The organism is Mucisphaera sp., from assembly GCF_965279675.1.
In the GTDB taxonomy this organism is placed as follows: Bacteria; Planctomycetota; Phycisphaerae; order Phycisphaerales; family Phycisphaeraceae; genus Mucisphaera.
This window is the reverse complement of record NZ_CBDIIJ010000002.1, coordinates 2,734,690-2,747,057: the sequence shown is the minus strand read 5'-3', so window position 1 is coordinate 2,747,057 and position 12,368 is coordinate 2,734,690. Positions and strand designations below refer to the sequence as shown.

Sequence of the window (12,368 nt, the reverse complement as noted above, 5' to 3'; positions counted from 1 at the left end):
GTGTATGCCGACCCATCGTCTTCCTTTCGATGTCTAAACCGCCCGAATATCGGACGTAACTGCTATCGACCGCTATGGCGTGAAGATAGCAGAAAACCCAAGCACTTCGAGAAGCCAGTCACCCGCCACCAACGCAATCACCGACGCCCCCGCCAGATAAGGCCCGTAAGGAATCACCCGAGCCCGGGCCGACTTCAGCGAAGCCAACCCCGTAAACACCGCCGTCCCCAGTAATCCCAGAAATGGCGCCACGAAAAAAGCCACCGTCACGTCCAGCCAGCCCAGCACGGCACCCACCCCCGCCATCAAGTGAACATCGCCCAGCCCCATCGCCTCCTTCCCGAAGGCTAGCGACCCCAGAATCCGCGTACCCCAGACCAGCCCCGCCCCCATCGCCGCACCAGCCAGCACCCCCGCCAACGCCCCGAGCCAACCACTCACAGGCGCCGCCGAAGCCACCGACAGCCCAAGCACAAACCCAACCGCAGGCGGCACCAGAAACGCTATCTCCTTGAGCATCTCGCGCCTGGCATGGGGATACAGCGCGTTCTCGCCCGCCACATCCGTATCCGCCGCCCGGCCGGTGATCGCCTGCATCACCTCCTCGTAGTCCGCAAAACTCGGTTTCAGAACCCCCATCCTGAGCAGCGCCATCGAGACCAGCACGCCCAGCGTCAAACCCATCACCGGCTCGACCCAGCCCGTTCCAACCCAGGGCCCCACCGCGGGCCACCCACCCGCCACCGACCCTGGAAAAACCACCGCCGCCACCAAAAAAGGCGACCAGCACAACACCAGCGGGATCATGTAGTACCGAGCATCGATCACCGTTGCCGCCAGCAGACAAGCCAGCAGCCAGACCTGCACCACCAGCATCGGCGACAACAACTCCACCACCAACCCAAACGGCAATTCCCCGCTGTAGCGATGAATCTGCCACCAGCACAACCCCAGCGCCATCACCCCGAAGGCTAGTTCGATCAGCGGGTACTGCACGCTGATCGGCTTCGAGCAGCCCGCACACCTCCCTCTCAGAAGCAACCAACTCAGCACCGGCACGTTCTGGCAGGCCGCCAGCCGATACCCACAGCGCGGACACCGCGAAGGCGGGTGGACCACACTCAGCCCCTCGGGCAGACGCAGAATCACCACATTCAGAAAACTACCGACGCACAAACCCAGCGTGAGCACAAATCCATAAACAATCAGCTCAAGCCACATCAGGCGTCGTCATCACCTTCGATCATCGCGTCGTCCCCCTGCTCATCGATTCGCAGCTTCGCCAGCTTCTGCTCGGCCCGATTCAGCACGTCCTTGCAGCGATGAATCAGCCCCACCCCACGCTCATACCGCTTGAGAACGTCCTCCAACCCGATCTCACCAGCCTCGATCGCCTCGACCAGCCCCTCCAACTCATTCAGGGCCTCTTCAAAACTCAGATTCTTCGCCGGCACCGGCTTGCTCTCTGCCATGGACGCAGTGTACGCCAACCCGCCAGCCGCCGAGTCAGCCAAACAAACCACCCGAGTCGTCCGCCTTTGGCTTAGTCGAGCGTTTCTTCGAACGTGACCCACCCGACCGTACTGACACCGTGGTTTCGCCCGCTTCACCCTCCACCCGGCTCACCACCTCGCCATCACCAAACACCGTGCGCAGCCGCCCCACCGCTCGCGCTGCCTCCACCGAACGCAGCGGCTTGCCATCCGTCCCCAGCGTGTACGTGTACCCACGAGCCAACACCTGCTGCGGGCCCACAGCTTCGAGCTGCCTGGCCAGCGCATAAAACCGCTCCGCCGCCCGTTCAAACCGGGCATCCGCCGCGCGAAACAGCCGAGGCGACAAGGCCTCCAAAGCCTGCCGCTCGCTGGCAACCCGATACCCCACCACCCGTTCCATCGCCTCCGCAGTGCGCGCCAACCTCTGCCGATGCGGACCCGCCCCCTGCCTGACCGCCAGCCGCAGGCGTTCCGTGAGTGCTGCCACACGCTCCCTTTGCCCGCCCACCCACACCTCAGGCCGGCGAAACACCGACGCTCGTGCCGCCTGCTCCAGCCGACGCTCCAGCGACTCCATCCGCCGCTCGGTCTGCATCCGAAGCTGCCGGCCAAGCTGATCCAACTGATGCGCCAGCGCCTCCCGATCCGGCACCAGCCGCATCGCCGCCTGCGTCGGCGTCGCCGCCCGCACATCCGCCACCAGCTCCGCGATCGTCGTGTCTACCTCATGACCAATCGCCGCCACCACCGGCAGCGAGCACTCGAAAACTGCATCCGCGATCGACCGCTCGTTGAACGCCCACAGGTCTTCCATCGACCCGCCGCCCCGGGTCAGAATCACGGCATCCAGCCCGAGTTTCGGTCCTCGATCAGAGATCACCCGCAACGCACGACTCACCGCCGGTGCCGCCGCAGCCCCCTGCACCGGCACATCCACAAGCACCAGCTGACACCCGGGCCATCGCTGCCGGGTCGTATCGATCACATCCTGCAACGCAGCCCCGGCACCCGAGGTCACCACCGCCACCCGCGTCGGCACCGCTGGCAACGACCGTTTCCTACCTTCATCGAAATACCCAAGCTCCCGAAGCTCAGCGACCCGACGACGAAGCTCCGCCTCCAACGCCCCCTCTCCCGCCGGCTCCATCGTCTCCACGATCAGCTGAAGGGAGCCCTGAGGCGGATAAAAATCCAGCCGCCCACTCGCCACCACCGCCATCCCATTCTCGGGTCGAAACCGAATCCCGCGCACCCGGTTCGCAAAACAGGCACACCGAAGCGTCGCCCCCTCGTCCTTCAGATTGAAGTACCAGTGATTCCGCTGCGAGAGACTGCCGATCTCGCCGTGAATCCGCACCCGCCCGGGAAAGGCCCGCTGAACCGTCCGCTGGACGAGCCCGGCCGCCTGCGTGACCGTCAGCGGCGCATCACCCTCCCCCTCACCAGCCGCCATGCCATATCGATTCAGAACAGCCTCCAGACCCTTCTCGCCACAATCCTCTCGACATCGCTAGGATAAAGGCTCGCCCGCATCCGTGGGCACTCGCTGATTTGCTCTCAGCGACTTATTCCGTACCATATTGTCCTGTGATAAGCGGGCCGACCTGTCGCTCGCTGCACATACCCCCACACAACACCCCAATTTTGGAGTCTGCACCATGTCCATCAAGGTTGCCATCAATGGCTTCGGCCGCATCGGCCGTCTCGTCTTTCGAGCAGGGCTCGAAAAAGGCAATGTCGAATTCGTCGGCATCAACGACCTCTTCCCCCCCGCCTCGCTCGCCTACCTCCTCAAGTACGACTCGATCCACGGCCGCTTCAACGGCACCGTCGAAGCCACCGATGACGCCCTGATCGTCAATGGCAAGACCATCCCCTGCTCGGCCGAGCGCAACCCCGCCGACCTCCCCTGGTCCAAAATCGGCGTTGACTACGTCGTCGAGTCCACCGGCTTCTTCACCGATTACGACGGGGCCGCCAACCACATCAAGGCCGGTGCCAAGCGCGTCGTGATCTCCGCCCCTACCAAAACCCCCGACCAAGTCCCGACGATCGTCATGGGCGTCAACCAGGACACCCTCGCCGCCGACGCCAAGGTCGTCTCCAACGCCTCCTGCACCACCAACTGCCTCGCCCCGATCGCCAAGGTCCTACAGGACAACTTCGGCATCGAAGAAGGACTCATGACCACGGTCCACGCCGTCACCGCCACCCAGCCCACCCAGGACGGCCCCTCCCGCAAGGACCTCCGTGGCGGCCGCGCCGCCGGCTTCAACATCATCCCCGCCTCAACCGGTGCCGCCAAGGCCGTCGGCCTCGCCATGCCCGAACTCAAGGGCAAGCTCACCGGCATGGCCTTCCGCATCCCCACGGCCGACGTCTCGGTCGTCGACCTCACCGTTCGCACCCAGAAGGCCACCAGCTACGACGAGATCTGCAAGGCCATGAAGGCCGCCTCGGAATCCGGCCCCCTCGCCGGCTTCCTCGCCTACACCGATGAGCCCGTCGTCTCCACCGACTTCATCCACGACCCTGCCAGCTCGACCTTCGACGCCGGCGCCGGCATCGAGCTCTCCGACAAGTTCTTCAAGGTCGTCTCCTGGTACGACAACGAATGGGGCTACTCCAACCGCGTCATCGACCTCATGAGCCACATGGCTCAGCAGGACGGCCTCGGCTAAGTCCCAACCCAAGTCATCGCTTTCACAAAGCCCCGGGCCACCGCTCGGGGCTTTTTTTCGCCCTGCAATCACCGGCACGCCCTTCTACACTGACGCCATGACCCAACCCGACACGACCACCGCCCGACTGGCCCTCGAAGACGGCTCCATCTTCCACGGCAACGCCTTCGGCCACCGCGAACCCGCCACCATCGAAGGCGAAGCCTGCTTCAACACCTCCATGACCGGCTACCAGGAGATCCTCACCGATCCCTCCTACGCCGGCCAGATCGTCGCCATGACCACCCCGCTCATCGGCAACTATGGCGTCACCCCCGAAGACCTCGAGTCCACCAGAATCCACCTCCGCGGCTTCGTCGTCCGCGAACTCGCCCAGCGAGACTCCAACTATCGCGCCACCCAGCACCTCGATCACTGGCTCGCCGAACAGGGCATCCCCGCCATCACCGGCATCGACACCCGAGCCCTCACCCGCAAACTCCGCGTCACGGGTGCCCTCAAAGCCGTCCTCTCCACCGACCCCGACAAATCAGATAGCGACCTCGTCAATCAGGCCAGAGCCTCCGCCGGCCTCGTCGGTATCGATCTCGTCAAAACCGTAACAAGACCCGAAACCGAGAACTGGTCCGCCGACCTTGGCGGCTGGGACTCCCGCATCACCGCCGCCGCCAAACCGACCCCACGCAAAATCGTCGCCATCGACTGCGGCGCCAAGCACAACATCCTCCGACACCTCACCACCAACGGCTGCGACGTCACGGTCGTGCCCTACGACACCCCCGCCGAAGCCATCCTCGAACACAACCCCGACGGCGTCTTCATCTCCAACGGGCCCGGCGACCCATCCGCCGTCACGCCCACCATCGAAACCGCAGAAAAACTCATCGGCCAGAAGCCAATCTTCGGCATCTGCCTCGGACATCAACTCCTCAGCCGAGCCCTCGGGGCCGACACCTTCAAGCTCAAGTTCGGTCACCGAGGCGGCAACCAGCCCGTCCAGAACCTCGGCACCCGGAAAGTCGAAATCACCAGCCAGAACCATGGCTTCGCCGTCGACACCACTTCCCTCGAAACCGCCGGTGGAGAAGCCACCCACATCAACCTCAACGACAAAACCCTCGAAGGCTTCCGCCACAAGGACCACCCGCTCTTCGCCGTCCAGTACCACCCGGAAGCCAGCCCCGGCCCGCACGACGCCGCCTACCTGTTCGATTGCTTCGCCACCATGATGACCACCGGCCGCAGCCCCTCTGCCGAAGACATGGACGCCGCTCAGCGGCAACGCAACGCCGTCGCCGCCATCTAACCACGATCGCCACCTCCCTTGCCCCAGCACCTCGCCATCCTCCGCGAACCCTACCTCAGCCGCATCCTCGACGGCCGAAAAACGATCGAATGCCGGCTCACCAAAAACCGCATCCCACCCTTTAACCAGGTCCAGCCCGGCGACCAACTGCTTCTCAAACGCGCCTCCGGTCCCATCGCCGCGCTGGCCAGCGTCCGCGACGCCATCTGCGAAAAACTCGACGCACCCGCCAAACTGAACCAGATCCGAGCCCGACACAACCAGGCCATTACAGCCCCCAGCAGCTTCTGGCTGCAGCGCCAGAACCATCCCTATCTCTCGCTGATACTCCTCGAGTCAGTCGCCCCGATCACCAACCTTCCCTCTCCCTTCAAGTCCTCCGGCCGCGCCTGGTTCACGCTCGATGAGAACACCTACCCCATCACTCAGCTCACCATCACCCCGGGCAGCCTACGCAACAGCTACCTCCGCGTGCCCAGCCAGCACCGCCACCGATTCTCACCCAAAGGCTTCACCCTGACCCTTCCCGATAGGACTTGCATCCAGACATCCCTCCGCGACGGCTACTTCCGCCACCGACGCTGGCAAGCCTTGTTCATAGAACACCATTGCCAGCAGAACGACCGACTCTGGTGCCTCCATCGATTACCCACCGAAGCCGAGATCATCATCCCCAACCAACCGAATCAGGAGGATGAACCATGCCACCCAACCTCCTGAGTTTCCTATCTGAAACACACCTCTCCCAACTGCTCCAGTTGGCACACGAAGAAGACCTCGGCCCCAAACAAGCCGACATCACCTCGCAACTCGTGATACCCGCCAACGCCCAGGCCACCATCAATCTCACCGCCCGCGAACCCGGCGTGCTCGCCGGAATCGCAACCCTCCCGCACCTGCTCCGCACCTTCGAAGCCCATATCGACGCCGAACTCCTGGCTAAGGACACCGACACCCTCACAGCCGGACAGCCCCTGGCCCGATTCACCGGCAACCTCCGCACCCTCCTCACCGTCGAACGCCCCCTCCTCAACCTGCTCAGCCACCTATCCGGCATCGCCACCCACACCGCCCAACTCGCCAGCCGCATCGCCCACACCCGGGCCACACTCTGCGATACCCGCAAGACCATCCCCGCCTACCGCGGACTCGCCAAGTACGCCGTCGTCTGTGGCGGAGGCACCTCCCACCGCATGGGCCTCTACGACGCCATCCTCATCAAAGACAACCACATCGCACACATCCCCGACAGCCAACTCACCGAACACGTCACCAACTGGGTCCGCTCCGCACGGGACCTCAACCCCAAACCCCAGTTCTTTGAAATCGAAATCGATCGCCTCTCCCAACTCGAACCCGTTCTCAAAGCAGGCGTCGATATCGCCCTCCTCGACAACATGCCGCCCGAACAACTCGCACAAGCCGTCGACATACGCAACAAGCTCGCCCCTCAAACCCTCCTGGAAGCCTCAGGCGGGATCACCGAGACAACCCTCGTGCCCATCGCCGAAGCAGGCGTCGACCGCATCTCCATCGGAGCCCTCACCCACACCGTCCGCGCCCTCGACCTCGGCTTCGACCGTGAGCCCGCACATGCCTGAAGCCCCCATCCAACGGCTGATCACCGCCCTGCTCCAGCCCGCCACCACCTGGACCATCGAAAGCCTCGCCCACCAGACACACCTGACCGCCACACAAGTCAAGCAAGCCCTGGATGAAATAACCCGCCAGGGCTGCACCTTCACCCACACCAGCCCGACAGCCATCCAACTCCAGCGCTCCGCACTCACCACCTGGGCAGACCACCTGGAGCACACACTCCCCCGCAACGGCTGGCCCGCCAGCCAACCCCACATCGAGGTCTATCAGCAGACCGCCAGCACCCAGGACGCCCTCCGCCGACTCATCCACCACGACCCTGCCAAAGCCACCCATGCCATCGCCATCGCCAACCAGCAGGAAGCCGGCCGTGGCCGCCGCGGACGCCCATGGCTCGCCCGCCCAGGCGACGCCCTGCTCATCTCGTTCACCTGGCCGCAGACCCCAAAGGATCCCATCGAAGCCGCCTCGATCCGGGCAGCACTGGCCATCACCGACCTGATCGACCAACACCCTGCTCACACCACCCCCACCATCCGCTGGCCCAACGACATACTGCTCAGCAACCGCAAGGTCGCGGGCATCCTGGTCGAACACCAGCAAGACAAGCAGAACCAGACACACGCCATCATCGGCATCGGCCTCAACGTCCACGGCCACCCGAACCTGCCCGACGCACCGCATCGACTCGACGACACATCCAACGCACCCACCTCACTCGCCTCCAACGGGATCCACATCGATCGCCTCTGGGCTGCCACCAGTCTGCTGACGAACTACGCACGCATCTCCCGGCTGCCTCAGCAACAACTCGCCGCGCAGTGGAAGCAGCGCAGCAGCGACCTCGGCCGCCACATCATCCTCAACGTCTCCGGCAGACCAATCGAAGGCGAGGTCGTCGGCCTCGACCTCAACGACGGCCTCATCCTCCGCGATCACCTCGGCACCCAGCACCACATCCCCGCCGCACACGCAACGCGATCCGCAGAACCCTCAGCCTGACGCCGACCCCTCCGGCTCCATCACGGTATCCGGACAGGACATCTTCGCCGCCTCCATCAGCAATTCCTCAAAGCGCTCGTGCACGCTCTGCCAGGAAAGGCCCACCGTCGTCGCCCGACCGCGCTCCCGACAACGAGCGATCCCCGCGTCATCCGTCCCCAGCGACACCGTCACCCGCACAAAATCGTCCGCATCATCAAACGTCGCCAGCCGCCCATTCTCGCCATCAGCAATCAGAGCCTGACCCGCCGCGTAGTCATACGTCACCACCGCCAGCCCACTCGCCATCGCCTCCGGGATCACGTTGCCATATGTCTCCGTCGTACTCGCAAACGCAAACACATCCCCCGATGCGTAATGCTCCGCCAGCGCAACATCCCGCTGAATCCCGGCAAAAATTACATCCGGATGCGCCTCCGCCAACGGCTGCCGAAGCGGGCCATCCCCCACAATCACCAGCTTCGTCCCCGCCCGCTCACGCTTGAGCGCCTCATAAGCCTTAATGACAAGCGGCATGTTCTTCTCTTCCGCCACACGCCCCACATAAATCAGCACCACATCCCCATCCCCCACACCCCACGATCGCCGAAGCGCCTCACTCCGCCGCGAGGGATCGAACAACGCCGTATCAACCCCCCGCCCCAGCAGCACCAGCCGCTCGAATCCATGCGCATCCAGTTGATCCCGCATCGCCGTCGAAGGAATCATCGTCGAGCAGCAAACGTTGTGAAACCGCCGCAGGTACCACATCGACGCATGACGAAGCACACTCAGCCCGTAGTGATCCGAATACTCATGAAAGTTCGTATGGAACGCAGACGTCACCGGCAGACCCACCCGATGCGTCGCCCACAAAGCCGACAACCCCAGCGGCCCCTCCGTTGCCACATGAGCCACCGTCGGCGGCTGCTTACGCCAACGCCGAATCATACGACCCGATGAAGGTAGCCCCATCCGCAGACCGCTGTACCGGGGAATCGGAAAACCCGGTACCGTCACATGCTCGATCCCATCGATGACCCGCGAGACATCCTCACGCGACTGCTTCGGCCGAATGATCTCAATCTCGTGCCCCCGCGACACCATCCCCTGCGCAAGCTGCTCAAGCGTCATCGCGACGCCATTGACCTCAGGCGGATAGGTTTCGGTGACCAGCGCTAATCGCATCACGGCAGTCTACAGCGGCTGCGTCGCCCGCGGGAACGACCCCAGCACCCGAAGCTCCTGGCAATGCTCCGCCGCCTCGGCCACCGCCCTGGCCACACGTTCTTCGCTCGTATGCCCAAGCAGATCCACGAAAAACACATAATCCCAGTGCTTCTTGAGACTCGGCCGCTTGTCGATATGCGTCAGGTTGATCCCCCGATCCCGAAACACATCCAGCACATCCGCCAGCGCGCCCGCCCGATGCTTCGTCGTGAAGAAGATCGCCGTCTTGTCATCACCCGTCGGACCCGTCTCCTGCATCGCGATCACATAAAAACGCGTCAGGTTGTCGCCGGCATCCTCGATGTTCTCAAACTGAACCGGCAGACCGAACAACTGCGCCGCCAGCGACGACCCCACCGCCGCCGCCCCAGCTTCATTCGCAGCCAACTCAGCCGCCCGGCTCGTCGAAGGCGTCCCAACCCGCGGCACCTCCGGGAACTGCGCACTCAGCCAGTGACGACACTGCGCCAGCGCTTGCGGGTGCGAGTAGATCGTCTTGATATCAGGCGCATCCGAATGCGATAGCAGGTTGTGATGGATCGGCAGCAGCACCTCCGCACAAACCCGGCACTTCGCCGTCACCAGCCCGTCCAACGCCGTCGTCACAAAACCCTCTGTCGAGTTCTCGATCGGCACCAACCCATAATCCAGATCGCCGCGATCCACCGCCTCAAAAATCAGCGGGATGTCATCCAGATTGTCGTACTCCACCGAGGCCCCAAACTTACGCCGCGCCGCCAGGTGGCTGAACGACCCGGGCGGGCCCAGATACCCAATCCGAAGCGGACGCTCCAACGCAAAACTCCCCGACATCATCTCCCGCCAGATCGCCTCCAGACACGAATCCGGCAGCACCCCGTCCTTATTCAACGCCCGCACCCGCTCCAACACCCGCTGCTCCCGGTCCGGAGCATAAATCGGCCCGCCACTCTCCCGCTTGACCTTACCCACCTCCACCACCACCGCCGCCCGCCGATTCAGCAGTTCCACCAGCTCACGATCCAGCACATCAATCTGGTCGCGCAAGGGGGCCAGCAGACGATCGACTTCATCTAAGTCAGCAGCAGCACGGGGTTTCTCGTTCATAGCCCGGATTGTAACGGTGTGGACGCCGGCCGAGCGATACCATGGGAACAGGCGCAGCCCGCACGCCCGGTCCGCGTATCCTGTCCCTGCCTGCCGTCGATCGCGACCACCCGCTCAGGAGCCCAATAGGTGGACAATCAGACCGCTGAAAACCTGGCCACCATGGCCTCCGCAGGGGTCGAGCTCTACCTCGCCGCCGCCCTCGTCGTCGTCGGCCTGGTCATGCTCCTCGCCGGCCGCAAACTCGCCCGGGCCTGCTGCGTGCTCGTCGGACTCGCCCTCGGCTCCACCCTCGGAGCCGCCACCGGCCAGATCATGGGGGTTGACACCACCCTCATGGTCGTCTTCTCGCTGATCGGCTCGCTGCTCGGAGCCCTCTTCGCCGGCTTCCTCTTCCGCGCCTTTGTCGCCGTCACAGGTGCCATCCTCCTCGCCGCCGTCGTCCCCGCCGCCATGCTCGCCTGGCAGGGAACCCCACCCCCCCAACTCCTGCCCGGCGAAGCAACCCCAGACACCGAACAGGTCTCGCAGGACACCCCCGCGAACAACCTGCTCAGCGAAGAGCAACTCCTCGAAGCAGCCGACGAAGTCGCTGCCTTCATCCGAGACCGACTCCCCACCGAACTCCCCTCCGCCGAATCCGGCACCGACACCCAGGCCGATCCCGCAGCAATAGACGACGCCCAAACCTCCGCCATCACCGAAACCATCACCCAGGCCATCGGCCAAGCCATCGAAACCCTCCGCACCGCACTCGCCGAGCAGGAACAGACCCTCCGTGACTGGTGGGCAACACTCTCTCCCACGGCCCAAAGCACCGTCATGCTCGGCTCAGCCATCGGTGCCGCCATCGGATTGCTACTGGGCCTTCTCATGCCCAAGACCGCCTCCGCCCTCGAATCCTCACTCCTCGGAGCATGCCTGATCTACCTCCCCGGCACCCGGATCCTCGCCGCCACGCTGCCCGCCGTCGCCGCCTGGTTCCCCACCGGCGCCCGCGGATCGATCATCGCCATAGGTCTGATAACCATCCTGGGCGTAGCACTGCAGTGGACAATCCACCGCAAGAAGACCGATAGCTAGCGCGTGACGGGCGCACGTGCCGCCCCCTTTCACCGTTGCAGGAGCAGCACCATGCTCGCGCTACTAGCTCAATCAGCTTCGTCGTCATCCGCCGCCGCCGAAGAGCAGGGACCCCTCGAAAACCTCTTCGAGACCGTCCTCGCCGTCTTCTCCCGAGGCGACACCCTCGCTCGACCCGAAGAGCTCATCGCCAACCTCCAGGCACTCTCCGTCGTCTGGGCCATCATGTTCATCGTCCTAGGCATCACCTGCCTTATGAACGGCTTCAAGTTCTACAAAGTCATGACCATCGGGCTCGCCCTGCTACTCGGCATGTTCTTCGGCTATTGGGTCGGCGCCTTCGTCGAAGCCCCCTACATCGTCGCAGGCTGCCTCGGCCTCATCGCCGCCGTCCTCGCCGGTCCCATGATGAAGTACGCCGTCGCACTCTTCGGCGGGCTCGCCGGAGCATTCCTCGGCGCCAACCTCTGGTCCGGCCTCACCCTCGCCATCAACCAGGCCAACGGCGCAGCACTACCCGAAGCCCACTGGGTAGGCGCCCTCATCGGCCTGCTCGTCTTCGGCATGCTCGCCTTCATCGTCTTCGATATGTCAGTCATGGTCTTCACCGCCGTTGCCGGAGCCACCTTCGCCGTCATCGGCGGACTCGCTCTCATCATGAGCTTCGAGCCCTGGCGGGAAACCGTCTCCAACACCCTCATCGAATCTAGTGTCACCGTCCCCCTCCTGGTGACCGTCCCTGCTCTCGTCGGCCTCATCATGCAGTTCAACGCCCCTCCTGCACCCGACGCCGCCAAGGGCTGAACCCTCCCAAATCTGCGAACACCCAGAGCCGGGCTCCCAAGCCCGGTTTTTTCATGCGCGATGCTCCCTACCTGCCTCCCATCACCACCCAGAACCGCTATC

12 protein-coding genes are annotated in these 12,368 nt (G+C 64.0%); 7 read left to right on the top strand and 5 right to left on the bottom strand.

The annotated features are described in order from the left end of the window. Nucleotides 1–72 precede the first annotated feature (72 nt). Genes ACQZAB_RS11795 through xseA form a run of 3 tightly spaced genes read right to left on the bottom strand, consistent with a single transcriptional unit; the run spans nucleotide 73 to nucleotide 2,949 of the window. On the bottom strand, nucleotides 73–1,221 hold the full coding sequence (locus ACQZAB_RS11795) for a prepilin peptidase (RefSeq protein WP_428389721.1): 1,149 nt from the start codon (nucleotides 1,219–1,221) through the stop codon (nucleotides 73–75). Next, nucleotides 1,221–1,472, bottom strand: a complete 252-nt coding sequence (gene xseB, locus ACQZAB_RS11790) for an exodeoxyribonuclease VII small subunit (protein ID WP_428389720.1) — start codon at nucleotides 1,470–1,472, stop codon at nucleotides 1,221–1,223. The genes ACQZAB_RS11795 and xseB overlap by 1 nt, the downstream gene beginning before the upstream one ends. Nucleotides 1,473–1,506: 34 nt before the next feature. Continuing rightward, entirely contained in the window at nucleotides 1,507–2,949 is a 1,443-nt protein-coding gene (xseA, locus tag ACQZAB_RS11785; RefSeq protein ID WP_428389719.1) for an exodeoxyribonuclease VII large subunit, read from the bottom strand. A gap of 205 nt (nucleotides 2,950–3,154) precedes the next feature. Here xseA and gap point away from each other — a divergent pair, with 205 nt between their 5' ends. The 5 genes from gap (at nucleotide 3,155) to ACQZAB_RS11760 (ending at nucleotide 8,084) form a co-directional block, all read left to right on the top strand. Further along, nucleotides 3,155–4,177, top strand: a complete 1,023-nt coding sequence (gene gap, locus ACQZAB_RS11780; protein WP_428389718.1) for a type I glyceraldehyde-3-phosphate dehydrogenase — start codon at nucleotides 3,155–3,157, stop codon at nucleotides 4,175–4,177. Between the two features lie 97 nt (nucleotides 4,178–4,274). Then, nucleotides 4,275–5,483 (top strand): glutamine-hydrolyzing carbamoyl-phosphate synthase small subunit, encoded by a 1,209-nt coding sequence (carA, locus tag ACQZAB_RS11775; protein WP_428389717.1) that lies wholly within the window; start codon nucleotides 4,275–4,277, stop codon nucleotides 5,481–5,483. 18 nt (nucleotides 5,484–5,501) lie between these two features. Next, nucleotides 5,502–6,203, top strand: coding sequence for an ASCH domain-containing protein (locus tag ACQZAB_RS11770; protein WP_428389716.1), 702 nt, complete (start codon nucleotides 5,502–5,504; stop codon nucleotides 6,201–6,203). Beyond that, nucleotides 6,185–7,084 carry a carboxylating nicotinate-nucleotide diphosphorylase gene (nadC, locus tag ACQZAB_RS11765; protein WP_428389715.1) on the top strand — a complete coding sequence of 300 codons (900 nt, stop codon included), beginning with the start codon at nucleotides 6,185–6,187 and terminating at the stop codon, nucleotides 7,082–7,084. Before ACQZAB_RS11770 ends, nadC begins: the two co-directional genes overlap by 19 nt. Continuing rightward, entirely contained in the window at nucleotides 7,077–8,084 is a 1,008-nt protein-coding gene (locus tag ACQZAB_RS11760) for a biotin--[acetyl-CoA-carboxylase] ligase (RefSeq protein WP_428389714.1), read from the top strand. Before nadC ends, ACQZAB_RS11760 begins: the two co-directional genes overlap by 8 nt. Here ACQZAB_RS11760 and ACQZAB_RS11755 read toward each other — a convergent pair. Together ACQZAB_RS11755 and pheA are read right to left on the bottom strand one after the other, a co-directional pair. Continuing rightward, a complete protein-coding gene (locus tag ACQZAB_RS11755; protein WP_428389713.1) occupies nucleotides 8,076–9,251 on the bottom strand; it encodes a glycosyltransferase family 4 protein in 1,176 nt (391 codons plus the stop codon). The two genes, ACQZAB_RS11760 and ACQZAB_RS11755, sit on opposite strands and share 9 nt — an antisense overlap. A 9-nt stretch (nucleotides 9,252–9,260) precedes the next feature. Next, entirely contained in the window at nucleotides 9,261–10,379 is a 1,119-nt protein-coding gene (gene pheA, locus ACQZAB_RS11750; protein WP_428389712.1) for a prephenate dehydratase, read from the bottom strand. A gap of 129 nt (nucleotides 10,380–10,508) precedes the next feature. On the opposite strand from pheA, the gene ACQZAB_RS11745 reads away from it, so the two are divergent. Together ACQZAB_RS11745 and ACQZAB_RS11740 are read left to right on the top strand one after the other, a co-directional pair. Then, on the top strand, nucleotides 10,509–11,462 hold the full coding sequence (locus tag ACQZAB_RS11745) for a hypothetical protein (RefSeq protein ID WP_428389711.1): 954 nt from the start codon (nucleotides 10,509–10,511) through the stop codon (nucleotides 11,460–11,462). Nucleotides 11,463–11,513: 51 nt separating this feature from the next. Next, on the top strand, nucleotides 11,514–12,266 hold the full coding sequence (locus tag ACQZAB_RS11740) for a hypothetical protein (protein WP_428389710.1): 753 nt from the start codon (nucleotides 11,514–11,516) through the stop codon (nucleotides 12,264–12,266). The last annotated feature ends 102 nt before the right edge of the window (nucleotides 12,267–12,368 follow it).